We start from the raw sequence: 22,399 nt of genomic DNA, 5'->3' as shown, positions 1-22,399 counted from the left end.
AGTGGTATGGCCGCAGAATCAGCGGCACATTACCGCTGCGTAACCGCTGCCCCGGGAGGCCGACGGTGCTGAGCACAATGCAGGACGTACCCCTGACCGTGAGCCGCATTCTGCGGCACGGCTCGACGATCCACGCCACCTCGCAGGTCATCACCTGGACCGGTGAGGGCGCCCCGCAGCGCCGGACCTTCGCCGAGGTGGGGGAGCGCGCCGGGCAGCTGGCTCACGCGCTCCGTGACGAACTCGGCGTACACGGTGACCAGCGCGTCGCCACGCTGATGTGGAACAACGCCGTCCACCTGGAGGCGTATCTCGCAATCCCCTCCATGGGCGCGGTGCTCCACACCCTGAACCTCCGGCTGCCGGCCGACCAGCTCGCCTTCATCGTGAACCACGCCGCCGACCGCGTCGTGCTCGTCGACGGTTCGCTGCTGCCGCTGCTCGCCCCGCTGCTCCCCGCGCTCGGCACCGTCGAGCACGTGGTCGTCAACGGACCGGGCGACCGCTCCGTCCTGGACGGCTGCCGCCCCCGCGTGCACGACTACGAGGAGCTCATCGCCGGCCGCCCGTCCGACTACGCCTGGCCGGAGATCGACGAGCGCGAGGCCGCCGCCCTCTGCTACACCTCCGGAACCACCGGTGACCCCAAGGGCGTCGCCTACAGCCACCGTTCGATTTACCTGCACTCGATGCAGTCGAACAGCGGCGAGTCCTTCGGCGCCACCGCTGCCGACACCGTGCTGCCCGTGGTGCCGATGTTCCACGTCAACGCCTGGGGCCTGCCGCACGCCGCCTTCATGGCCGGCACCTCGCTGCTGATGCCCGACCGCTTCCTGCAGCCCGCACCTCTCGCGGAGATGATCGAGAGCGAGCGGCCGACGCTCGCCGCCGCCGTCCCCACCATCTGGCAGGGCCTGCTGGCCGAACTGGACGCCAAGCCGCGCGACGTCTCCTCGCTGCAGAACGTCGTCATCGGCGGCTCCGCCTGCCCGCCCTCCCTGATGCGGGACTTCGAGGAGCGGCACGGCATCACCGTCGTGCACGCCTGGGGCATGACGGAGACCTCGCCGCTCGGCAGCATCGCGCACCCGCCGGCTGGGGTGGACGAGGAGGCGGCCTGGGGATACCGCGTCACGCAGGGCCGCTTCCCCGCCTCCGTCGAGGCGCGCCTGGCCGGGCCCGGTGGCGACTTCCTGCCCTGGGACGGACAGAGCGCCGGTGAGCTGGAGGTGCGCGGACCGTGGATCGCGGGCGCGTACTACGGCGGCGGGGACGGTGAAGCCTTCCGTCCGGAGGACAAGTTCAGCCCCGACGGCTGGCTGCGCACCGGCGACGTCGGCACCATCAGCCCGGACGGCTACCTCACCCTCACGGACCGCGCCAAGGACGTCATCAAGTCCGGCGGCGAGTGGATCTCCTCCGTCGAGCTGGAGAACGCCCTGATGGGACACCCGGAGGTCGCGGAGGCGGCGGTCGTCGCCGTACCGGACGAGAAGTGGGGCGAGCGCCCGCTGGCGACGGTCGTGCTCAAGGAGGGGGCGACCGCCGACCTGGAGGCGCTCAAGACCTTCCTCGGCGAGCGGATCGCCCGCTGGCAGCTGCCGGAGCGCTGGTCGCTGATCGAGTCGGTGCCGAAGACCAGCGTCGGCAAGTTCGACAAGAAGGTGCTGCGCAGGCAGTACGCGGAGGGACAGCTGGACGTCAGCGAGGTCTGACCGGGGCCCGGCCCCCGGCGCCGGATCGCGAAAAAACGGCCGCCGCCGCTCCGCCCACGGGCGGGGTGGCGGCGGCCTGTCGTGTCGGGGCCGTCGCGGGATCCCCCGGGCGCCGGTCGGGAAGCGGCCTCGGGGACACGGCAACGGCAACGGGCGCGGCCGCCGGGCCGGGCGGCCCGCTCGGAGCGGGAACCGGGTTCGGCCGGTCAGTTGGCGCCGATCTTCGCCAGCAGATCGACGATGCGGTCCTGCACCTCGGGGCTCGTCGACCGCTCGGCCAGGAAGAGCACCGTCTCGCCCGTGCTCAGCAGCTGCAGATCCGCCGGGTCGATACCGGCCGAGGTGTAGACGACCAGCGGGGTGCGGCTCAGCAGCCCGTTCGCGCGCAGCCAGTCCACGATGCCGGCCCGGCGGCGGCGCACCTGCGTCAGGTCCATCACCACCAGATTCGGCCGCATCTGCGCCGCCGGTGTCACCGCGTCGGCGTCCGAGACGGCGCGCGCCACCTGCATGCCGCGCCGCTCCAGTGTCGCCGTCAGGGCGCCCGCGATCGCGTCGCGCTCCTCGATCAGCAGGACACGCGGCGGGTGCTGTTCGCTGTCGCGCGGCGCGAGAGCCTTCAGCAGCACCGCCGGGTCGGCCCCGTAGGCGGCCTCCCGCGTGGCCTGTCCGAGACCGGCCGTCACGAGTACGGGCACCTCGGCGGCCACCGCGGCGGCCCGCAGCGACTGCAGCGCGGTCCGGGTGATCGGCCCGGTCAGCGGGTCGACGAAGAGCGCCGCGGGGTAGGCGGCGATCTGTGCGTCCACCTCCTCGCGGGAGTTGACGATGACCGGGCGGTAGCCGCGGTCGCTCAGCGCCTGCTGGGTGCCCACGTCGGGAACCGGCCAGACGAGCAGCCGGCGCGGATTGTCCAGCGGCTCCGGTGGCAGCTCGTCGTCGAGCGGCGGACCGGTCTGCGCGTCGGTGACGTCGACCGCGCCGTTCGGGCCGTCCAGCGGCTCCGGGCCCTCCGAACCCTCCTGGGGAGCGCCTATCGCGTAGGCGCGGCCGTCACCCTGCGAGTCCAGGAGCCGGGGCGGCTGCTGCGGGTTCGGCTGCGGGGCGGTCTGCTGCCGGGGGCGCCCGGGTGGGGGCGCGGCGGCGGGCGTCCCCGCGGTGGGCTCCGTCTCCGGCGGGGCCGCCAGCTTGCGGCGCCGGCCGCCGGGCTGGGGGACGGCCTGCGGGGACGGCTGCTGGGGAGAGGTCTGCGGCTGTTGCTGCGCCCGGCTGCGCTCGGCGATCTGCTGGACGAACGGCACACCTTGGCCGAGCGTGCGCACGCTGATGGAGCGCCCCTGCGTGGTGTCCGCCTCCTGGGCGGTGGTGACCGGCGGCCGTGTCTGCTGTGGCTGCGCGGGCTGCTGCAGCTGCCGGAGAGGTACGGCCTGCTGCCGCGGTGTCTGCGGCGGTGGCGGCGCCTGGTGAGGCGCCGGTGTCTGCTGCCGGGGTGCCGGTTCCGGCGCCGCCTGCCGCGCCGGAGCGGGCTGTGCGGGCTGTGCGGGCTGAGGCTGAGCGGGCTGTGCGGGCCCGTCGGCCGTCCGCTGGGGTGGCTGGACACGGCGGCCGGTGGTGGCGGGGCCGCCGGGCGGCGGGGCGGCGCCCTCCGGGGCGGGCCGCGGCGGGTACGGATGCGTACCGGTCCGCTGCTGTCCGCCCGCGGGCTCGGCGGCCGCGGCGGTTCCCCGTCCGTCCGTACCCCAGCCGCCGGGGTACGCCGGTGCCTGGGCGGGCGCCGGCGCGGCGGGGCCCGGGGCGGCGGCAGGTGCCGGGGCCGCCGGCGCGGCCGGGTGGCCGCCCCGGCCGTCGGTGCCCCAACCGGGCTGCGGCTGCTGCCCGGTGGACGCGGCGGCCGGCTGCGGAGCCGGGGGTGTGCCGCCCGGCACGGGCTGTCCGGCGCCGGGCGCGGGACGGGCGCGGCGGCGTCCGGTGGGAAGCGGGTGCGGCTGCGGAGGGGTGTGGTCCTGGTCCGCCCCGGCAGGGAGCTGCCCGTGCGCCTCCTGCTCGTACGGCTGCGCGGGCTGGGGCCGTGACGGCTGGGGTTGCCGCGGCTGCTGCCCGGGACCGGCGGCGGGTGTGCCCTGGGCGTACGGCTGCCCGCCGGCGCTCTCCGGTGCGTACGGCTGCGGGCCGCCCGCACCGCCACCGGGGGCAGGGGTGGGCGGGGAGCCCGCCGGACCCGGTGGCACCGGGACGGCGACGGCCGGGGCGCCCGAGGGCGGGGGCGGCGGCTGCCGGTCCGCGTCGGCGGGCGGCAGCGCGAACGCCTGCCGTGCGGCGGGGGGTTCGGCGGTTCCGGGCCGGCCCTGGGGCGCGGGCTGTGCCCGCCCGGACACCGGCTGCTGGGGCTGCGACGGGGGCTGGGCCTGCGGCTGGGGCTGTTCGGGGATCGGCCGGTCGCCCGGGGCGAGGGCACGGCGGGCACGCCGGCCCGCGGGGGCACCGGCGCTCTGCTGCGGGAGGGCGCCGCTCTGCGCCGCGGGGGCGGCGGTTCCGCCGCCGGGCTGCGGCCGTCCGGCGGGGACCGGCGCGTCCTGGGGCTGTGCCGGGCGCGGCAGGGCCGCCGGGCCGGGCGCGGCCTGCGCGCCCCAGCCCGTACCGGCACCGGCCACGGGTTCCCCGGTGCCCGGTTCGGCGGCCGGTCCGGGGACCCGGCGGGCGCGACGGCCCGCCGGGTTCTGCTGCGGAGCGTTCTCCGCGGACGGGGCCTGGGGCGCCGCGGACGCGTAGTCGTCCTCGCCGGTCACGTTCTCCCGCGGCACCGGCCACTCGGCGTGCGCCGTCGCCACCGCGGCCTGGTGGGGAGGAGGGCTCGGGTGCTCTCCGCCGGGCTGCGGATACGGCTGAGCGGCCGCGGGCGCCGGTGCGGCCGGGGGTAGGGCGGGCCGCCCCTGCTGCGGTCCGGCCGGACCGGCGCCGCCCGGTGCGGCGGCAGGGGGCCCGCCGTGGCGGGCCCGCCGGCCCTGCGGAGCGGCGGGCTCCGCCTGGGGGGCCGCGGGAACACCACCCGCGCCGGGCTGCTCCTCGGCGGGGCTGGGACGACCGCGGCGCCGGCCGGTGGGCCGGGCGGCGGCAGCGGCCGGGTCCGCCGCGTCACCGGACGGCGGTGGTGCCGCGGGCTGCCCCGGCGCCGCGGGACCGGCCGGAGCGGCCGGTCCGCCGGGGGAGGGGAGGCCGTTGCCGACCGGGCGCAGTTCGGCCGCGGCCGTTCCGCCCTGCTGCCCGGCGGCGTCGCCCGCGGCCGGGGGCAGGGCCGGCATGGCCCGCCGGCCGGCGGGGGGCGCCGGGGGGGCCTGCGCCGGGGGGCGCGCGGCATCCTGCGCGGGCGCCGTCGCGCGCGCGGGTGTCTGCGGGCCCGCGCCGATCTCCCGGCGCGGGCCGCGACGGGGGCGGGCCGGCCCCGGAACGCCGGGTGCGGTGCCGGCGCCGTCGCCCGGACCGCTCTCCGCGGGCCCGCCGCCCGGGGCGCCGCCGGCCGGTGCCGTTGCCGTGCCGTCCGTGACCGGGGCGCCACCGGCTTCGGATGCTGGAGCGCTCGCCCGCGCGTTCGGCATGCCGGGGGCTCCGGGCGCGTCCGGTGTGCCGCGCGCGGGGGCCGTCGGCACCGGCATGACCGTGGCCGCCGTCTCCCCCTCCCGGTCGCGGTCGGCGTCGCCCTGCGGCCGGACGGCGGAACCGGCATCGGCGGTGAGCGGTACTTCGAGCACGTACGCGCTGCCGTCCACCCCCGGCACCTCGTGGGTCTGCAGCACACCGCCGTGCCGCCGCACGATGCCGCGCACGATCGGCCCGTGCACGGGGTCGCCCGCCGTGTACGGGCCGCGGACCTCGATCCGTACGACTTCTCCGCGCTGGGCGGCGGCCACGACGATCGTGGAGTCGCCGGAGCCGCCCCCGGCCATCGTGTTGCCCGTGGAGTCGACGCCCGCCACGTCCGCGATCAGATGCGCCAGGGCCGTGGCCAGCCGCTCGCCGTCGACCTCCGCCTCGATCGCGGGGGCGTGCACCGCGAACTGCGCGCGCCCCGGGCCGATCAGCTCGACCGCGCCCTCGACACCGGCCGCGACGACCGCGTCCATCGAGACGGGCTCCCGCCGCAGCTTCTCCTTGCCGGTGTCGAGCCGCTGATAGGCGAGGACGTTGTCGACGAGGGTGGTCATCCGGGAGTATCCGGCGGCCAGGTGGTGCAGGATCTGGTTGGCCTCGGGCCAGAGCTGTCCGCCCGGGTCGGCCGCGAGCCCGCCGAGCTCACCGCTGAGCTGGTCCAGCGGCCCGCGCAGCGACTGGTCCAGGACGGCCAGCAGCTGGGCGTGCCGGGCGGCGAGGGCGTCGTACTGCCGCCGGTCGGTGAACGCCAGGACGGCCCCCACGAGCTGGTCGCCGTCCCGCACCGGCGCGGTGGTGAGGTCCACGGGCACCGGCCGCCCGTCCTTCGCCCACAGCACCTGGCCGCGCATCCGGTGCTTCAGCCCGGACTTGAGCGTGCCCGCGAGCGGTGTCTCCTCGAACGGCAGCGGGGAGCCGTCGGCGCGCGAATGGTGGATCAGCGGATGCAGTTCCTTGCCGCCGAGGTCGCTCGCGCGGTAGCCGAGGATCTGCGCGGCGGCGGGGTTGACCAGGACGACCCGGCCCTCGCCGTCCACGCCGATGACGCCCTCGGCCGCCGCGCGCAGGATCATCTCGGTCTGGCGCTGCTGGCGGGCCAGTTCGGCTTCGGTGTCGAGGGTGCCGGTGAGGTCCCGGACGACGAGCATCAGCAGTTCGTCACCGGTGTAGTGGTGGTGGTCGGCGTAGGCCGCTTCGAACGCGGACTCGTACGGCGTGCGGCCGTCCTCCAGGTTCGCGCTGGTCACCTCGACCGGGAACTCGCTGCCGTCGGTGCGCCGGGCCAGCATCCGCGTCGGCTTGGTGCGGCCCTCGTCGTCCTCGTCGGGGCGGCGCATCGAACCGGGGATGCGCTTGGAGTCGAAGGACGGCAGCAGGTCGAGCAGACCGCGGCCGACGAGCGCGGTACCGGGCGACTCGAAGGTCTCCAGGGCGATGGTGTTGGCGTTGACGACGGTGCCGTTGCAGTTGACCAGCAACAGGGCGTCGGGCAGTGCGTCGAGTATGGCGGCGAGGCGAGCAGCGCCTCGGGATGGCCTGCTGCTCACGACGGCGCTTCCTTCCTGTTACCGCGTATTGCCGACAGCCCCGGACATCGTGGCGCGCGTCCCGCGGTCTGTCACTAGAGGGAGTCTACGGGCAGCCGCCCGGCGGTCGGCGGTGGATGAGGGGAGGGGAGAAGTTGACCTTGTGCTGGTCGGTCCAGGTCCGCGTAGACCGGACATATGACGTGCGATCGTGCCCGGCCGGTTCCGCGGAGGCCGCCGGCGGGCGCCGGACGGCTTGGGGCGGGGACGGCGGGCGGCCCGTGCGGAGCCGCCCGCGCTCCCCTTGCGGTGCCTCCGGTTCCGTGTCCCCGGATGTTCCCGGGGCTGACGGTTTCCGGACGCAGGCGGTCCGGCCGGGTCCGGCCGCCCCGGTCAGTGGCCCACGCCGGGAAGGACGGGGCGGAGGCGGTTCCAGCGGGCGATCTCGCAGCCGTTGACGCGGTTGTAGCGGGCGTTCACCGGACGTCCGGCCCAGGAGCCGGTGATCCGGGCGGTGGCCTGACCGCCGTAGATCATGGTGCAGTCGGAGCGCGGCGGGACGGGCGCGAACGGGTTCCTGCCGTACCGGGTGAGCTCGTCCAGCCGCTTGCACGCGGCCCGCGCCCGGGGATGGGTGCCCCCCGGCGGGTGGCAGTCGAGCGAGTACGCGCCCTCCAGGACGCGGTCGCCGCCGCCGTCGCGGACGAGGATGGTCAGCCGGTCCTCCCCGGCCGGGGGCACGCGGTACCCGTCCACCGGCTCGGCCGGAGAGGACGGCGGGGACGGCGGGGACGGGGGCGCGCCGGCACTGGCGGCGGGGGCGGCGGTGAGGAGTGCGAGCGCGCAGAGCGCGCCGGCGGCGAGACGGCGGAGCGGCATGGGGTCTCCTGGGGTGTGGTGGACGGCGAGGGGGAAGGGACGGTGCCTCTCGCGCCGTCCCCGCCGGGGCGGACGGGTCCGGCAGAACCCACCGGCCTCGTCTCTCCTAACGCTGAGGGCGCCGTTGCGTTGCGCAATCCGGCCGCGTCCGTACGTACGAGCTGATCCACGCGGGGGGCGCACGCCCGGTGTGAGCGGGGGCTCTCGGCGGGCGCGGCGTATGGGTGCCGGGCGCTCGGGGGCGCCGGGCCCGGACACCGGTGCGCGGAGCGGGGGACGGCCGGCCCCGCCCGGAAACAGCGTGGCCGGAAGCGGGGGCGGGAGGTGCGGGAGAGCGGCCGTCTCCGCGGTGTCCCGTGCTCCGGGGAGCCGGTGCGGACCGGTAAGGGCTTTGCCCTGAGGCCCGCGCGCCGAGTACCGTGGGGTCCGATTGGTGACAGCCCATGAGGCTGTGCCATCATCTGCACACGCCACTCGCGCTCACGCGGGCGGTTGTGGAGGCTTCGCCTAGTCTGGTCTATGGCGCCGCACTGCTAATGCGGTTTGGGGTAACCCCCCATCCCGGGTTCAAATCCCGGAGCCTCCGCTCGATCCCCAGGATCATCGAAGCCCCGGCCGACGGCCGGGGCTTCCGTCGTCCCGGCAGGTCCGCGCCAGGGCCCCGAACGGCTGTTTCCGCAGGTCGGGCGAGGTCCGGACAATGGATTTCGCCTCACGCGACGGGTCATGTAATGTTGTTCCCGCAACGCCGACCGGCAGGAAACGCCGGAAAGCAAGCGCTCGTAGCTTAACGGATAGAGCATCTGACTACGGATCAGAAGGTTGCAGGTTCGAATCCTGCCGAGCGCGCACTGTGATGTCTCAAGACATCGGAAACCCTCGAACCTACGGGTTCGGGGGTTTCGTCGTGTTGGTGGGGTGCTGGGGCTGGTAGTCGCGGGTGGGGTCGATGGTCAGGTCGCGCAGGAGTTCTCCGGTGGTGGCGTTGACGATGCGGACGTGGAGGTCGTCGACGAGGAGGATGACGCTGGTTCGGGCGTGGGTTCGTCCGATGCCTATGTGGTGGAGTCTGCCGCCGACGCGGAGGGTGACCAGGCCGGATTGGTCTATGCGGTCGTGGCGGACGCGGGTGTGGGTGTCGGCGTCGCGGCTGTGGGCGGGCAGGGCTTTGGGCAGGGTGGTGTAGATCGCTGCTGGGGTGGCGCGGTGGGGCAGGGAGCGGTGGGGGCGCTGGTGGTTGTAGGCGTGGGTGAAGTGGTCGATCAGGGCTTGTAGCCGGGGGAGGGTGGCGGGCTGGTCGGGCTGGGCGTGTAGCCACTTCTTCATCGTCTGCTGGAAGCGTTCGACTTTGCCGCAGGTGGTGGGGTGGTTGGGGGCGGCGTTCTTCTGGGTGATGTGCAGGCGGCGCAGTTCGTGTTCCAGGGCGTTGCGGCCGCCGCGGCCGCCGGAGAGGCGGGTGGTGAAGACCATGCCGTTGTCGGTGAGGGTGGAGGCGGGTATGCCGTGGGCGGCGGTGGCCCGGCGGAAGGTGTTCACGACGATCGGGCCGGTCACCCGTTGCCAGCAGGTGATGTGCAGGGCGTAGCGGGAGCAGTCGTCGAGCCAGGTGAGGATCTCGGTGTCGGTGCCGGCTGGATCGGTGAGGCGGTAGTGGGTGAAGTCGGCCTGCCAGGTCTCGTTGGGCAGTGCGGCCTGGAAGCGGATGTAGGACGAGCGGGGCCGTTTGGCGGGTGTGGGGGTGATGAGCCCGTGCCGGGTCAGGTAGCGGCTGATGGTGGCCCGGGAGACGGCGCGCTGGTGATGGTGGGCCAGGTGCCAGGCGATGGTTTCCGGGCCGGCGTCCAGGCCCTGCCCGGTCAGCTCCTTGCGGAGCCGGAGGATCAGCTCGACGGTCTCGGTGTCGAGCGCGGTCGGTGAGGTCTTCGGCCGTCTGGAGCGCGGCTCGAACGCCGCCTCGCCCTCGATGCGGTAGCGGGCGAGGAGCTTTGAGACCCACCCCTTGGAGACCCCGTAGGCCCGGGCCACCTCGGCCTGGGACCGTCCTTCGACGACAACAGCGGTGATGATCAGTCTGGCCTTCGACACAGCCGCCAGACTCGCGAATGTTTCCTATCTCTTGAGACACCCGTTTCCTATGTCCTGAGCGAGCACACTGCCGAGCGCGCACAGCTCAGAAGCCCCTCGGAGATCATCCGGGGGGCTTTCGCGTGCCGTAGGCAGTGAAGCGACAGCCGCCGGGACCGGCCCTCGCTGCCGGATGGCACGGGTGGGGCGGAATCCCCGCGCAGGAGCAGGGGCGGAACGGGCTGGTCCTCGCGGTGGCGCCGCTGGTGAGCTGAAGGGCCGGCCCTCACGTCACGATGGCGTCTCCGGCGGCTTCTCCGGTTCTCCGTCGACCTGCCGGGTCACGTGGCAGGCCACCTCGCGCAGTACCTCGACCTGTTGCTTGGTCAGCCCGTCGATGACGTAGCGGCGCACTGCCGCGACGTGCCCCGGAGCCGCCTCGACCACGCGCTGCAGGCCGGCGTCGGTCAGTACCGCGACGGTGTAGCGGGAGTTGTCCGGATCGGGCTCCCTGTGCAGCAGGCCGCGCCGCTCCAGCCGCTTGACGACGTTCGACAGCCGGGACAGTGAGCTGCTGGTGTGCTGGGCCAGGTCGCTGAGCCGCATGGTCCGCCCGGGTGTCATCGACAGGGAGCTGAGCACCAGATAGTCGAAGAGCGTGAGGTCGCTGTCACGCAGGAGCTGGGCGTCCAGGGCGCCGGGGAGCTTCAGCATGAGGCCCGCCAGGGCCAGCCAGGCCTCGCGCTCCCAGCTGGACAGCCACCGTGGTTCGTCCTGCATGCCGCTCAGCGTAGCCGTTCGCTTCACGAGTGAAGTAACAACCTCCCTAGTTCAGTTCAAGCTTGAAGTTGAGGTGTTATGGTGACTTCAAGCTTGAACCAATCGATCCGAGGAGGGGCCGTGACCCTGTTCCGGCTGGATGCCAGCATCCGCACGCATGACTCCGCGAGCCGCGAGATCGCGGACATAGTCGAGAAGCAGTGGCTCGCCGCCCGCCCCGGGGACACGGTCGTGAGCCGCCACATCGGCGTCGAGACCCTGCCCGCCACTGCCTGGGCCGCGGCCGTGACCAGCGGCATGACGCCGGAGTCCGAGCGCACCGCCGAACAGCGGGAGGCCGTCGCTCTGGCGGCGGCGCTCGTCGACGAACTGATCGCCGCCGACGCGGTCCTGTTCGGCGTCCCGCTCTACAACTACGGCGTCTCCCAGCACTTCAAGACGTACATCGACCTCGTCTGCGCCGACCCGCGGGCGGCCGGAGAGCGGTTCCTCGGCGGCAAGCCCGTGGTCCTCGCCACCGTCCGCGGCGGCGCGTACGGCCCGGGCACGCCGCGGGAGGGCTGGGACCACTCCACGCCGTACCTGCGGCGCATCATCGCCGACCACTGGGGCGCCGACCTCACCGTGGTCGAACGCGAGTTCACCCTCGTCGGCGTCAATCCCGCCCTCGACTCCTTCAAGGACCAGGCCGCGCAGATGCACGCCGGAGCACTGGAGTCCGCCCACCGTGCCGGCCGCGCGCTCGGCGCCCTGCCCAGCCCGGTCTGAGGCGCGCGTCGCCGGCACGGCATCCGATGCGGGCACCGGGCCGGTCGGTCCGGTGCCCGGCCGATCGGGGCATGCTCCGAGAAGGCCCCTCCGCATCGGACCGATGGTGAACGACAAGCGAGGAAGGTGAACGGTATGGATCCGCATCGGCTCCCGGTGCACGTGGCCGCGTCGGACCGGCGAGGCCACGGCTGCCGTCCGGATCAGATGCCCCTCCCACACCTGCCGGGCAGACCCGCGGCGCATACTGGCGGCTCCGTGACCGCCGAGCCGGGGAGCATGCCGTATGACCGGGAGGACTGAGCCGCCGAGGCACGCCGGACGGGGCGCCGGCCCGGCCGGGAGCGGGGCGCCCGCCGAGGAGAGCCCGGGGGAGGGCGGCGGGGCGGAGGTGCGGGAGGTGGCCCGGTTCCGGCGGGAGCTGGGGCTGGCCGGGCTGATCGACGTCCACACGCACTTCATGCCCGAGCGTGTGCTGCGCAAGGTCTGGGCCCACTTCGACGCCGCCGGGCCGCTGACCGGGCGGCCCTGGCCGATCACCTACCGGCGGACGGAGGAGGAACGCACGGCCCTGCTCCGGGCCTTCGGGGTGCGCGCCTTCACCTCGCTGCTCTATCCGCACAAGCCGGGGATGGCCGCCTGGCTCAACTCCTGGTCCGCCGATTTCGCCCGCCGCACACCGGACTGCCTGCACTCGGCGACCTTCTTCCCCGAGCCCGGGGCCGGGGGGTATGTGCGGGAGGCCGTCGAAGGCGGTGCCCGCGTCTTCAAGTCACACCTTCAGGTGGGGGCGTACGACCCGAACGACCCGCTGCTCGACCCGGTGTGGGGGCTGCTGGCGGAGGCCGCCGTCCCCGTAGTGATCCACTGCGGTTCGGGGCCCGTCCCGGGGAGGTTCACCGGCCCGGGGCCGGTCGGCCGGCTGCTCGCCCGCCACCCGCGGCTGCGCCTGATCGTCGCGCACATGGGCATGCCCGAGTACGCGGACTTCCTGGACCTCGCCGAGCGCCATCCGGGGGTGCGGCTGGACACCACCATGGCGTTCACGGACTTCTCCGAGGAGATCTGCCCCTTCCCCCTCCCGGAACTCCCCCGGCTGGCCGCGCTCGGCGACCGCGTGCTGCTCGGCACCGACTTCCCCAACATCCCTTACCCGTACGCGCACGCCCTCCGCGCGCTGGCCCGGCTCGGCCTCGGGGACGACTGGCTGCGCGCGGTCTGCCACGACAACGCCGCCCGCGACTTCGGCATCCGCCCCGCCGGCCCCGCGGCTCCGCCGGTGCGGCGCGAGGGCGGCGGGGCGGAGCGGCGGCGTGCGGAGCCCGGAGCGGGCGGCGCGTGAACCGCGGGGCCGACCGCGCCGGGACCCTTCCGCGCGGGGGTGCGCGGCGGCGCCGTCAGCCGTTCTTTCCGTCCGGCGGGGAGGCCGCGGCGCAGGCCCGGTGGCTGCCCGCCGCGGCGAGGGGGCTCGCTGGCCCGGCGTCCGTGGTGGTTCCGGCTCCCGCGGGGGTCCGGGGCGCCGTCTTCCCGGTGTCCGGGCCGGCCGCCGCCGTCTCGTCCGCCGTCCGCCGGGCGACGGCCTCCTGGAGGCCGCCGGTCGTCCTCAGCGGTACCTCCTTGATCAGCAGCGTCAGCACCAGCGCGACCAGGGCGACCGGGGCCGCGTAGAGGTAGATGTCCGCGACGCCGTGTCCGTAGGCGCTCTCGACGACCGCGCGCACCGGCGCCGGGAGCGTGTCCAGGTCGGGGATGCCGCCGCCGTCGCCGGACTGCCGGACGCCGATCCCCGCCAGGCCCTCGCGGACGTAGCCGGCGACGCGGTGGCCGAGGACCGCGCCGAGCGCCGAGACGCCGATGGCGCCGCCGAGGGAGCGGAAGAAGGCGACGACGGAGCTGGCCACGCCGAGGTCGCCGGGCTCCACCTGGTTCTGCGTGGCCAGGACGAGGTTCTGCATCATCATGCCGACCCCGAGCCCGAGCACGGCCATGGAGACGGCGAGCTGCCAGTAGGCGGTGTCGTGCCGCATGGTGCCGAGGAGGCCGAGGCCCGCCGTGAGCAGGACGGCACCCGTCACCAGCCAGCGCTTCCAGTGGCCGGTCCGGGTGATGAGGACACCGGAGACGGTCGAGGAGAGGAACAGGCCCGCGATCATCGGAATCGTCAGCACGCCCGACATCGTGGGCGACTCGCCCCGGGCGAGCTGGAAGTACTGGCTGAGGAAGACGGTGGCGCCGAACATCGCCACACCGACGAAGAGGCTGGCGAGCGAGGTCAGCGTGATGGTCCGGTTGCGGAAGAGGCGCAGCGGGATGATCGGTTCGCTCGCCCGCGACTCGACGAGGACGAAGGCCAGCCCGAGCAGGATCGAGCCGCCCACCATGACGGCGGTCTGCCAGGACGCCCAGGCGTACGTGTCACCGGCGAGGGTCACCCATATCAGCAGCAGCGACACGGCCGCGGCGATGAGCGAGGCGCCCGCCCAGTCGACCTTCACGTCCCGCTTGACGACCGGCAGCCGCAGGGTCTTCTGCAGGACGATCAGCGCGGCCACGGCGAACGGCACACCGACGTAGAAGCACCAGCGCCAGCCGAGCCACGAGGTGTCGGTGATGACGCCGCCGATCAGCGGTCCGCCGACGGTGGCGACGGCGAACGTGGCCCCGAGGTAGCCGCTGTACCGGCCGCGCTCGCGGGGCGAGATCATCGCGGCGATCACGATCTGCGTCAGCGCGGCCATGCCGCCCATGCCCAGGCCCTGGACCGCCCGGAAGGCGATCAGGGTGCCGGTGTTCTGTGCGAGGCCCGCGCCGGCCGAGGCCAGCACGAAGACGACCAGGGACAGCTGGATCAGGGTCTTCTTGCTCGCCAGGTCGGCGAGCTTGCCCCAGAGCGGGGTGCTCGCCGTCATGGTGAGCAGCGACGCGGTGACCACCCAGGTGTACGCGCTCTGCCCGCCCCCCAGGTCGGAGATGATCTCCGGCAGGGCGTTGGAGACGATCGTCGACGACAGCACCGCGACGAACATGCCGAGCATCAGCCCGGAGAGCGCCTCCATGATCTGCCGGTGGGTCATGGGCGGGGTGTCTCCGGCGGACGAGCCGGTGGGGGCGTCCCTCCGCACACCGGCGGGCGGGGTGGTGGCCATGCGCTTCCTTTTCCTCACGGGGTTTCGGGGATCACGGTGACGGCGGAGTGGTGCGGAGAGCCGGGGCGTGCTGGTGGCGCTCACCACGGGCCCGGCAGGTGGTGCCGAAGTCGGCCCGCAGCCGGGCCAGCAGTTCGTTCAGGCGCTCGACGTCCTCGTCGGACCAGTCCGCCAGGGCCTCGGCGAGGGCCGCGGCGCTGCGGGCGGAGGCCCCGCGGAGCAGCTCGCGGCCGCGAGGGCTCAGGCTGAGCAGCCGGGACCGCTTGTCGAGCGGGTCGGGCGCGCGGTCGATCCAGCCGCGGTCGACGGCATGGGCGACGTGCCGGCTGGTCACCGACATGTCGATGCCGAGCAGTTCTGCGAGACGGCTCATGCGCATCTCCCCGTGGTGGTGGAGCAGCGCGAGCACGGTGGTCGAGGCGGGCTGGCAGTCCGGCGGGAGTGCGCGGGAGAGGGCGCGCTTCACCGCCTCGACGCCGCCGAGCCGGCGGGCCAGCTCCTCGAAGTGGCTCAGCTCCGCCACGCATCCTCCCGGGTAGTTGCTCAAGGCAACGGTAAGTCTGTTGGTTGCTGAAGGCAAGTTCATAACGGGTGATCCGGGTAAAGGAAGCGGAAAGACTGCCGCCCGGGCGTCGTGCGCCTGCCGGGCGCTGCCGTGTGCTGTCGCCGGTGTTCCGGCGGGAAGCGGCTGCCGTCCCCCGAAACGGGCCGGGCACCCGGGCGCGGCCGGCCCGGAGCGGCCCGGCGGCGGGCGGCCCCGGGCCGCCCCGGGGGTTGGGGCGCGGCCGGTGGTTCGCTAGGGTCCGCCCCATGACGAACAACCCTCACGGCCCCGCGCACCAGCCGGACCCCGCGGGCAGCACCCAGATGTTCCGCGCCTTCGTCGACGAGGGCGCTCCGCAGCGGCAGCCCGCCCCCGCCGCCTCCGGGCCGCGCGTCGGACTGATCGTCGGCGTCGTCGCCGCGATCGCGATCATCGCCGGGGTGGCCTGGCTCGCCATGTCCTGAGCCGCCCGGGCCCCGGCCCCGGGCCCCTTCACTCCCGGGTCGGGGCGCGCCGTCCGCGCCGCTCGGTACGGCCCGGCGCGAATCCGCGTACGGAGCCGTGCCGGGAGCACCCGGCGGACGCGCTCGGCGGGCCCGTCCCGCCCCTCACCCTCCGCACCACACGGACGGCCGCCGCGGCGCTTCCCTGCGCCGCGGCGGCCGTCCGTGCGTACGTACGTGTCACCGGCCCCGGGGGCCGGCGTGGGTCACTCCTCCGAGACCAGGCCCTCGCGGAGCTGGGAGAGGGTGCGGGTGAGCAGCCGGGAGACGTGCATCTGGGAGATGCCGACCTCCTCGCCGATCTGCGACTGCGTCATATTGGCGAAGAAGCGGAGCATGATGATCTGGCGCTCCCGGGGCGGGAGTTTGGCCAGCAGCGGCTTCAGCGACTCCCGGTACTCGACGCCCTCCAGCGCCGTGTCCTCGTAGCCCAGGCGGTCCGCGAGGGAGCCCTCGGTGCCGTCCTCCTCGGCGGCGGGCGAGTCCAGGGAGCTGGCGGTGTAGGCGTTGCCCACCGCGAGGCCGTCGACCACGTCCTCCTCGGAGACACCGAGGCAGGCCGCGAGCTCGGGGACGGTCGGGGAGCGGTCGAGCTGCTGCGAGAGCTCGTCGCTCGCCTTGGTGAGCGCGAGCCGCAGCTCCTGGAGCCGGCGCGGGACCCGCACCGACCAGCTGGTGTCCCGGAAGAAGCGCTTGATCTCTCCCACGACGGTCGGCATCGCGAAGGTCGGGAACTCCACGCCCCGTTCGCAGTCGAACCGGTCGATCGCCTTGATCAGGCCGATGGTGCCGACCTGGACGATGTCCTCCATGGGTTCGTTGCGGCTGCGGAAGCGGGCGGCGGCGTAGCGCACCAGGGGGAGGTTCAGCTCGATCAGGGTGTCCCGGACGTAGGCACGCTCGGGGCTGTCCTGGTCGAGGAGGGCGAGCCGCAGGAACAGGGAGCGGGAGAGGGTGCGGGTGTCGATGGCGGCGCAGTCGTCAAACACATGCGGTGCGTCATTGGTGAGCACCTTCGAGCTGCCCAGTTCTACGGACATGCCACCCCCTTGGGTTGCGGACGAGTCGCAGCGGCATCCTCGCGGAAGAGGAGAACCAGCCTCCACCTGAATACCGGAGGCGGCGCCACGGCAAACACAGTTCCTGCAGAATGTCACATGTCGGCAACGCGCTGTAGTGCCAAGTCGATTTATCTGCGCAGGAATGGCCACTCGTCCCGGTTACGCCTCGATTCTATTGGCGGACCTCAGGCGTGCGAAGCTCCTCGACAGCAGTCGTGACACATGCATCTGACTGACCCCCAGCTCCGCGCTGATCTGCGACTGCGTCAGATTGTTGTAGTAACGGAGCATCAGGATGCGCTGCTCCCGCTCGGGCAGTTGGACCAGCAGATGCCGCACCAGATCGCGGTGCTCGACCCCGGCGAGCGCCGGGTCCTCGTAGCCGAGGCGGTCGACCAGACCGGGCAGACCGTCGCCCTCCTGGGCCGCCTCCAGTGAGGTCGCGTGGTACGAGCGGCCGGCCTCGATGCAGGCGAGCACGTCCTCCTCGGGGATGCGCAGGCGCTCCGCGATCTCGGCCGTGGTGGGGGAGCGTCCGTGCAGCACGGTCAGGTCCTCGGTGGCGCCGTTCACCTGGACCCACAGCTCGTGCAGCCGGCGGGGTACGTGGACGGTGCGGACGTTGTCGCGGAAGTAGCGCTTGATCTCGCCGATGACGGTCGGCATGGCGAAGGTGGGGAACTGGACGCCGCGTTCGGGGTCGAACCGGTCGATGGCGTTGATCAGGCCGATGGTGCCGACCTGGACCACGTCCTCCATGGGCTCGTTGCGGCTGCGGAAGCGGGCGGCGGCGTAGCGCACCAGCGGCAGGTTCGCCTCGATCAGGGCGGTGCGCACCCGGGCGTGCTCGGCGGTGCCGGGGGTCAGTCCGGAGAGCTTCTGGAAGAGGACCTGGGTGAGGGCGCGGGTGTCGGCCCCGCGGCTCTCGCGGGATCGGCCGATGCCGCTCCGGAAGGGCGTCGCGGGCGCGGTGCGAGCCGAAGCGGTCATGCCACCCCTTCACAGAGTTCATCATCCGGCAAAAGCGGTCATAGCATCACAAGACATGCGCGTCGTGTGCAAGCACCGGATACTGCCGTGTCCGTGGCAAGTTGGGCCGTCGGCGCGGCCCGTGAGGAGCGCGCGGAAGCGCCGCGCGGAGCGGCCGCCCGGGCGGTTCCCGGCCGCTCACGGGCGCGCCCCGGGGGTGTTCGGGGCCGGCCCGGGTACGGCGGCGGCCCCTCACCCGGGGTGGGTGAGGGGCCGCCCGCGGCCGGAGCCGGGCTCAGAACTCGTAGTCGGCGATCACCCAGGTGGCGAACTCACGCCACATTGCCGCGGCGGCCTGGTGCGCCGGGTGTTCGAGGTAGCGCCGCAGGGCGTCCGCGTCGGCCACGGCGGAGTTGATGGCGAAGTCGTAGGCGATGGGCCGGTCGGCGATGTTCCAGGCGCACTCCCAGAACTCCAGCTCCGGGATCACTCCGCCGAGCTCCCGGAACGCCTCGGCGCCGGCCACGGCGCGCGGGTCGTCGCGCCGCACGCCCTCGTTCAGTTTGAAAAGGACCAGATGGCGGATCACGGGACGCTCCTCGCGGGGCTCACAGGGCACAGGGCTCACGGGGCGGGCGGGGGCCCCGGCCGGGTACCGTCCGGCTCAGTTGACCAGCCGGGACATGAACTCACCGACGCCCTGGGCGGCGGTGGATATGCCGTCGAAGCCTATCTGGACGAGCTCACCGGCCCGGTCGGGGGAGGTGATGATCGTGTACAGCACGAAGACGATGAGCAGGTACATCCCGATCTTCTTCGCCTGTGCCATGACGAACCGCCTCCCTGCCCCGGTGCCGAGCGTGCTGCCCCCTGAGCAGTCGCGTGAGTCTAGCGCCCGAACGCCGGTGCGGGGCCAGAGCGTACGGCGATCTTGCGGCTCCGGGCAATGGGCCGGTGGCCTGCGGATACCCACGGGCGCGGAGAGGGCCGGAACGGGACGCGCGAAGGGCCCCGCCGGATCGGCGGGGCCCTTCGCGAAGAGCGGTAGCGGAGGGATTTGAACCCTCGGTGACTTGCGCCACACTCGCTTTCGAGGCGAGCTCCTTCGGCCGCTCGGACACGCTACCGGGAGAGAGCTTAGCGGAGGCGGCCCCGGGATCGAAATCCGGTTCCCCGTGCGGCGGGCGGGACGGGCCCGTCAGGGCTCTCCGCCCCGGAAGAAGCGGGTCAGCGGGGCGGCGCACTCCTCGGTGAGCACCCCGGCGATCACCTCCGGGCGGTGGTTGAGCCGGCGGTCCCGTACGACGTCCCAGAGCGACCCGGCCGCGCCCGCCTTGGCGTCGGGCGCCCCGTACACGATCCGGTCGACGCGGGAGAGGACGGCGGCGCCGGCGCACATGGTGCAGGGCTCCAGGGTCACCACGAGGGTGCAGCCGGACAGCCGCCACTCCCCGCGGGCGCGGGCCGCCTCGCGGAGCGCGAGCACCTCGGCGTGCGCCGTCGGGTCGCCGGCCGCCTCCCTCTCGTTGCGGCCGCGGCCGAGTACGGCCCCGTCCGGGCCGAGGACGACGGCGCCCACCGGGACGTCACCCGTCTCCGGCGCACGGGCGGCCTCGGCCAGGGCCAGGCGCATGGCGGGCCGCCAGCGGTCCCGTACCGGGTCGTGCGGGGGCTCGGGGCGGCCGTCCGGGCCGGGGCGTCCGGTCCGGACGGCCGGGGAGGGGGTGGGGTCCATGGGGACAGTGTCGGGCAGGGGCGGGGCGGGCCGCTCCTCAGCGGACCGCTTCCAGGACGTCCACGCAGCCGAGCGCGTCGGCGATCGAGCTGAGCGCGTCCGCGTCCAGGGCGAGCAGTTCGCTCTCGGGCATCCCGAGGTCGTCGAGGATCAGCGAGTCCCCGATCGGGCCGGGGGGCACGCCGTCGTCGGCGGTCTCCTCGTCGTCGTCCGGCTCGCCGTCCTCGGTGCCGTCGAGGTCGACCAGGTCGTCGAGGTCGTCCGGGTCCCTGCCGAGCAGTTCGTCGGTGAGCATGATCTCGCCGTACGAGCTGCGGGCGGCGGCCGCCCCGTCGGAGATGAAGATGCGCGGATCCTCTTCGCCGTCGACCCGCAGGAGGCCGAACCAGGCGTCCTCCTGCTCGATGAAGGCGATCACCGTGTCGTCGTCGGTCGATGCCCCTCGGGCCAGATCCATCAGATCGGCCAGGGACTCCACATCGTCGAGCTCTGTGTCGCTCGCTTCCCACCCGTCTTCGGTGCGCGCGAGCAGTGCGGCGAAGTACACCGTGACTCTCCCACTGGTCATAGGCGTGTGCCGGGGCCGTACCGGGCGCGGCTGTTCCGCTGTCCCGTCCACTCGGAATCGTGGCAGAAACAACGCCATTGTGAGAGGTCTTCGACTGTGCGTCGTGTACCAGTCCTGTGATCGGTCTCTTATCGAGCCTGATCGAGACGGTTCGGGGCTGCCCTGAAATGCCAAGAGGGGAAGGGCCGCCGGCGGCGTGTCCGGCTCCGCTCACCAGCGGAAGGTGCGCATCCGCATCTGCTGGCGCATCCGGGCGGCGCGGGCGCGCCGCGGCTGCACCCGGTCGCGGAGCTCCCGGGCCTCGTGGAGTTCGCGCAGGAACTGGGCACGGCGCCGGCGCCGCTCCGCGGCGGACTCCGCCGCGGTCGCGGGCGAGGCCTCGTCGGTTCCCCGGTCGCGGTCCGCCATGCAGACACCATCCCCATCCGCTCGCGGCACCGCCCGGACGGCGGTGCCGGTCCCGGGCCCCGTGGCCCGGGGGTATTCCTCCCACTTTCCCCGCGCGCGGATATTGATGCGACCGGACGCGGGCGGGCGGGCCGGGCGTGCGCCGGGGGCCCGCGCGGCGCACGCCCGGCCGGGGAGCGGTTAGTGTCGGTGCCATGCGGATCCACGTCGTCGACCACCCGCTGGTGGCGCACAAACTCACCACACTGCGCGACAAGCGCACCGACTCCCCCACCTTCCGGCGGCTCGCCGACGAACTGGTGACCCTGCTCGCGTACGAGGCCACCCGTGATGTGCGCACGGAACAGGCCGGCATCGAGACCCCGGTGACCGCGACCACCGGGGTACGGCTCTCCCATCCGCGCCCCCTGGTGGTGCCGATCCTCCGGGCCGGGCTGGGGATGCTGGAGGGCATGGTGCGGCTGCTGCCCACCGCCGAGGTGGGTTTCCTCGGCATGCTCCGCAACGAGGAGACGCTGCAGGCCTCGACCTACGCGACCCGGATGCCGGACGACCTCTCCGGGCGCCAGGTCTACGTCCTCGACCCGATGCTGGCGACCGGCGGCACCCTCATCGCGGCGATCAACGAGCTGATCACCCGGGGCGCGGACGACGTCACCGCCCTCTGCCTGCTGGCGGCGCCCGAGGGCGTGAAGCTGATGGAGCGGGAGCTGGACGGCGCCCCGGTCACGGTCGTGACGGCCGCGGTGGACGAGCGGCTGAACGAGCACGGCTACATCGTGCCCGGCCTCGGCGACGCGGGGGACCGCATGTACGGCACCGCGGGCTGATCACCAAACCCACGCGGCGGAGCCCGTCACCTCACGGGGTGGCGGGCTCCGCCGCGTCCGGCGGCGGCCCGTTCAGCACTTCGGGGTGGCGGAGGGGCTGGGCGAGGGGCTGACCAGGGCGGTGACGGTCTCGACGGCCTGCTTCTCCGGCGCCAGCCCGGTGAAGGCCTTGCCGATGATGAAGTCGACCTCGGCCGGCTTCTTGCGGCTCTTCTCCTGCTTCGAGCGGGAATCGGTGACGTGGGCGCCGAGCACCTCGAACGCGCCCTTCTCCGCCGCGGGCGCGCCCAGCAGCAGCGCGGTGTCCTCGACCTTCTTGTCGTACGCGGCCGGGGCGTTGTCCACCTCGCCGATCGTGAAGCCGCGCTTCTCCAGCGCCTTGGCCGTCTTCTTGGCCAGCCCGGCGCGGGTGGTGGCGTTGTAGACGTTGACCGTGATCTCGCCCGGTTTCGGCAGCACCCTCGGCTTCGGCGCGGGGGAGGCGCTCGCCTGGCGGCTCACCGCGCAGTTCTTGTTGCCGGCGGCCGCGCGGGCCTTGCCGCCGGCGCCCGTGAAGATGTCGACGACCTGGAGCGTGCCCCACCCGATGAGGGCGACGGCCGCGGTGGCGCCGATCGCCGCGAGAACGACGCGGCGGTGCCGCGGCCTGCGCATACGGGGGTAACGGTTGCCCGTGATGCGGTACTTCCCGCCCATGCCGGGAGGAGTGAGCATGCTCATGGGCGCAGCGTAGTGCGGGCTGTCATTTCTGCCTACTAAAGGATCAATGTGTGGCGGGCCCCTCAACCCGAAAGGGGCAACAGGCGGGCCGGGCTCAGCCCAGGTCGAGCACGCGGGCGTGGAGCACCTGGCGCTGCTGGAGCGCGGCGCGGACCGCGCGGTGCAGCCCGTCCTCCAGATACAGATCGCCCTGCCATTTCACGACGTGGGCGAAGAGATCGCCGTAGAAGGTGGAGTCCTCGGCCAGGAGCGTCTCCAGGTCGAGCTGCCCCTTGGTCGTCACCAACTGGTCGAGGCGGACCGGGCGGGGAGCCACGTCCGCCCACTGGCGGGTGCTGTCCCGGCCGTGGTCCGGGTACGGCCGCCCGTTTCCGATGCGCTTGAAGATCACACGGAAAGCCTACCGGGCCGGGCACTCCGGGCGCAGCCTCGGAGCGCCGGGCGATCCGCGGCGGCCCGGCCCGGGGCGCCCGCGCGTGCGCCGCGGGCGCCGGGCGGAGGGCCCGGCACCCGCGGTCACCCGGGTGGGGAGACGGCT

General features: G+C 73.8%; 20 protein-coding genes and 3 tRNA genes. 7 read left to right on the top strand and 16 right to left on the bottom strand.

The genetic code is table 11. The features are described from left to right. Positions 1-65: 65 nt before the first annotated feature. Positions 66-1,715 carry a long-chain fatty acid--CoA ligase gene (locus tag SXIN_RS14745; protein WP_039820386.1) on the top strand — a complete coding sequence of 550 codons (1,650 nt, stop codon included), beginning with the start codon at positions 66-68 and terminating at the stop codon, positions 1,713-1,715. A 206-nt stretch (positions 1,716-1,921) separates the two neighbouring features. Here the strand turns inward: SXIN_RS14745 and SXIN_RS14740 are convergent, their stop codons facing one another. Further along, complete coding sequence (locus SXIN_RS14740) at positions 1,922-6,907, bottom strand: PAS domain-containing protein (protein WP_095757087.1); 4,986 nt, start codon at positions 6,905-6,907, stop codon at positions 1,922-1,924. Positions 6,908-7,279: 372 nt separating this feature from the next. Continuing rightward, positions 7,280-7,765, bottom strand: coding sequence for an SSI family serine proteinase inhibitor (locus SXIN_RS14735; RefSeq protein WP_019707455.1), 486 nt, complete (start codon positions 7,763-7,765; stop codon positions 7,280-7,282). A 496-nt stretch (positions 7,766-8,261) separates the two neighbouring features. Between SXIN_RS14735 and SXIN_RS14730 the strand changes: the two genes are divergently transcribed. Both SXIN_RS14730 and SXIN_RS14725 read left to right on the top strand, forming a co-directional pair. Beyond that, positions 8,262-8,351 (top strand) — tRNA-Ser (locus SXIN_RS14730). Positions 8,352-8,541: 190 nt separating this feature from the next. Continuing rightward, a tRNA-Arg gene (locus SXIN_RS14725) sits at positions 8,542-8,614 on the top strand. 36 nt (positions 8,615-8,650) lie between these two features. Here SXIN_RS14725 and SXIN_RS14720 read toward each other — a convergent pair. Beyond that, positions 8,651-9,850 (bottom strand): IS481 family transposase, encoded by a 1,200-nt coding sequence (locus tag SXIN_RS14720; RefSeq protein ID WP_019707456.1) that lies wholly within the window; start codon positions 9,848-9,850, stop codon positions 8,651-8,653. Between the two features lie 270 nt (positions 9,851-10,120). Next, entirely contained in the window at positions 10,121-10,609 is a 489-nt protein-coding gene (locus tag SXIN_RS14715; RefSeq protein WP_019707457.1) for a MarR family winged helix-turn-helix transcriptional regulator, read from the bottom strand. Between the two features lie 120 nt (positions 10,610-10,729). On the opposite strand from SXIN_RS14715, the gene SXIN_RS14710 reads away from it, so the two are divergent. Next, entirely contained in the window at positions 10,730-11,377 is a 648-nt protein-coding gene (locus SXIN_RS14710; RefSeq protein WP_019707458.1) for an FMN-dependent NADH-azoreductase, read from the top strand. Positions 11,378-11,663: 286 nt separating this feature from the next. Next, positions 11,664-12,719, top strand: a complete 1,056-nt coding sequence (locus SXIN_RS14705) for an amidohydrolase family protein (protein ID WP_095757086.1) — start codon at positions 11,664-11,666, stop codon at positions 12,717-12,719. 55 nt (positions 12,720-12,774) lie between these two features. Here SXIN_RS14705 and SXIN_RS14700 read toward each other — a convergent pair whose 3' ends face one another. Together SXIN_RS14700 and SXIN_RS14695 are read right to left on the bottom strand one after the other, a co-directional pair. Continuing rightward, the gene (locus tag SXIN_RS14700) at positions 12,775-14,451 is read right to left on the bottom strand and encodes an MDR family MFS transporter (RefSeq protein ID WP_475360451.1); all 1,677 of its coding nucleotides are present in this window, start codon (positions 14,449-14,451) and stop codon (positions 12,775-12,777) included. 103 nt (positions 14,452-14,554) lie between these two features. After that, positions 14,555-15,046, bottom strand: a complete 492-nt coding sequence (locus tag SXIN_RS14695) for a MarR family winged helix-turn-helix transcriptional regulator (protein ID WP_019707460.1) — start codon at positions 15,044-15,046, stop codon at positions 14,555-14,557. Positions 15,047-15,333: 287 nt separating this feature from the next. Between SXIN_RS14695 and SXIN_RS14690 the strand changes: the two genes are divergently transcribed. After that, positions 15,334-15,531: a hypothetical protein gene (locus SXIN_RS14690; protein WP_019707461.1), complete on the top strand. Its 198-nt coding sequence runs from the start codon at positions 15,334-15,336 to the stop codon at positions 15,529-15,531. A 245-nt stretch (positions 15,532-15,776) separates the two neighbouring features. Here SXIN_RS14690 and SXIN_RS14685 read toward each other — a convergent pair whose 3' ends face one another. The 8 genes from SXIN_RS14685 to SXIN_RS14655 all read right to left on the bottom strand — a co-directional run bounded on the left by SXIN_RS14685 (position 15,777) and on the right by SXIN_RS14655 (position 20,311). Then, positions 15,777-16,610 (bottom strand): RNA polymerase sigma factor SigF, encoded by an 834-nt coding sequence (locus SXIN_RS14685; protein WP_019707462.1) that lies wholly within the window; start codon positions 16,608-16,610, stop codon positions 15,777-15,779. Positions 16,611-16,790: 180 nt separating this feature from the next. Next, positions 16,791-17,621, bottom strand: a complete 831-nt coding sequence (locus SXIN_RS14680; RefSeq protein ID WP_019707463.1) for an RNA polymerase sigma factor SigF — start codon at positions 17,619-17,621, stop codon at positions 16,791-16,793. A gap of 274 nt (positions 17,622-17,895) precedes the next feature. Further along, positions 17,896-18,189, bottom strand: a complete 294-nt coding sequence (locus tag SXIN_RS14675; protein WP_019706287.1) for a Dabb family protein — start codon at positions 18,187-18,189, stop codon at positions 17,896-17,898. Between the two features lie 75 nt (positions 18,190-18,264). Continuing rightward, positions 18,265-18,429, bottom strand: a complete 165-nt coding sequence (locus SXIN_RS31530) for a hypothetical protein (RefSeq protein WP_019706288.1) — start codon at positions 18,427-18,429, stop codon at positions 18,265-18,267. Positions 18,430-18,642: 213 nt separating this feature from the next. Then, positions 18,643-18,727: transfer RNA gene (locus tag SXIN_RS14670), tRNA-Ser, on the bottom strand. Positions 18,728-18,798: 71 nt separating this feature from the next. After that, positions 18,799-19,335: a tRNA adenosine(34) deaminase TadA gene (gene tadA / locus SXIN_RS14665; protein WP_095757084.1), complete on the bottom strand. Its 537-nt coding sequence runs from the start codon at positions 19,333-19,335 to the stop codon at positions 18,799-18,801. Positions 19,336-19,372: 37 nt separating this feature from the next. Next, positions 19,373-19,903: a tRNA adenosine deaminase-associated protein gene (locus tag SXIN_RS14660; protein ID WP_095757083.1), complete on the bottom strand. Its 531-nt coding sequence runs from the start codon at positions 19,901-19,903 to the stop codon at positions 19,373-19,375. Between the two features lie 210 nt (positions 19,904-20,113). Continuing rightward, complete coding sequence (locus tag SXIN_RS14655; RefSeq protein WP_019707465.1) at positions 20,114-20,311, bottom strand: hypothetical protein; 198 nt, start codon at positions 20,309-20,311, stop codon at positions 20,114-20,116. A 194-nt stretch (positions 20,312-20,505) separates the two neighbouring features. Between SXIN_RS14655 and upp the strand changes: the two genes are divergently transcribed. Continuing rightward, positions 20,506-21,141, top strand: a complete 636-nt coding sequence (upp, locus tag SXIN_RS14650) for a uracil phosphoribosyltransferase (RefSeq protein ID WP_019707466.1) — start codon at positions 20,506-20,508, stop codon at positions 21,139-21,141. Between the two features lie 72 nt (positions 21,142-21,213). Here the strand turns inward: upp and SXIN_RS14645 are convergent, their stop codons facing one another. Further along, the gene (locus SXIN_RS14645; RefSeq protein WP_095757082.1) at positions 21,214-21,861 is read right to left on the bottom strand and encodes a LytR C-terminal domain-containing protein; all 648 of its coding nucleotides are present in this window, start codon (positions 21,859-21,861) and stop codon (positions 21,214-21,216) included. Positions 21,862-21,955: 94 nt separating this feature from the next. Beyond that, positions 21,956-22,252, bottom strand: coding sequence for a type II toxin-antitoxin system VapB family antitoxin (locus SXIN_RS14640; protein WP_019707468.1), 297 nt, complete (start codon positions 22,250-22,252; stop codon positions 21,956-21,958). Positions 22,253-22,399: the final 147 nt, after the last annotated feature.

The sequence above is a fragment of the Streptomyces xinghaiensis S187 genome, assembly GCF_000220705.2.
GTDB classification, from domain to species: domain Bacteria; phylum Actinomycetota; class Actinomycetes; order Streptomycetales; family Streptomycetaceae; genus Streptomyces; species Streptomyces xinghaiensis.
The sequence above is the reverse complement of the archived record's forward strand: the minus strand, read 5'-3'. Positions and strand labels throughout refer to the sequence as shown.

What these genes read in the sequence shown, in the direction of transcription:
- SXIN_RS14735 (WP_019707455.1), bottom strand. Translation starts at nt 7,765, where the DNA reads ATGCCGCTCCGCCGTCTCGCCGCCGGCGCGCTCTGCGCGCTCGCACTC.
- SXIN_RS14715 (WP_019707457.1), bottom strand. Translation starts at nt 10,609, where the DNA reads ATGCAGGACGAACCACGGTGGCTGTCCAGCTGGGAGCGCGAGGCCTGG.
- SXIN_RS14705 (WP_095757086.1), top strand. Translation starts at nt 11,664, where the DNA reads ATGACCGGGAGGACTGAGCCGCCGAGGCACGCCGGACGGGGCGCCGGC.
- SXIN_RS14700 (WP_475360451.1), bottom strand. Translation starts at nt 14,451, where the DNA reads ATGACCCACCGGCAGATCATGGAGGCGCTCTCCGGGCTGATGCTCGGC.
- SXIN_RS14690 (WP_019707461.1), top strand. Translation starts at nt 15,334, where the DNA reads ATGACGAACAACCCTCACGGCCCCGCGCACCAGCCGGACCCCGCGGGC.
- SXIN_RS14685 (WP_019707462.1), bottom strand. Translation starts at nt 16,610, where the DNA reads ATGTCCGTAGAACTGGGCAGCTCGAAGGTGCTCACCAATGACGCACCG.
- SXIN_RS14680 (WP_019707463.1), bottom strand. Translation starts at nt 17,621, where the DNA reads ATGACCGCTTCGGCTCGCACCGCGCCCGCGACGCCCTTCCGGAGCGGC.
- SXIN_RS31530 (WP_019706288.1), bottom strand. Translation starts at nt 18,429, where the DNA reads ATGGCACAGGCGAAGAAGATCGGGATGTACCTGCTCATCGTCTTCGTG.
- tadA (WP_095757084.1), bottom strand. Translation starts at nt 19,335, where the DNA reads ATGGACCCCACCCCCTCCCCGGCCGTCCGGACCGGACGCCCCGGCCCG.
- SXIN_RS14660 (WP_095757083.1), bottom strand. Translation starts at nt 19,903, where the DNA reads ATGACCAGTGGGAGAGTCACGGTGTACTTCGCCGCACTGCTCGCGCGC.
- SXIN_RS14655 (WP_019707465.1), bottom strand. Translation starts at nt 20,311, where the DNA reads ATGGCGGACCGCGACCGGGGAACCGACGAGGCCTCGCCCGCGACCGCG.
- upp (WP_019707466.1), top strand. Translation starts at nt 20,506, where the DNA reads ATGCGGATCCACGTCGTCGACCACCCGCTGGTGGCGCACAAACTCACC.
- SXIN_RS14645 (WP_095757082.1), bottom strand. Translation starts at nt 21,861, where the DNA reads ATGAGCATGCTCACTCCTCCCGGCATGGGCGGGAAGTACCGCATCACG.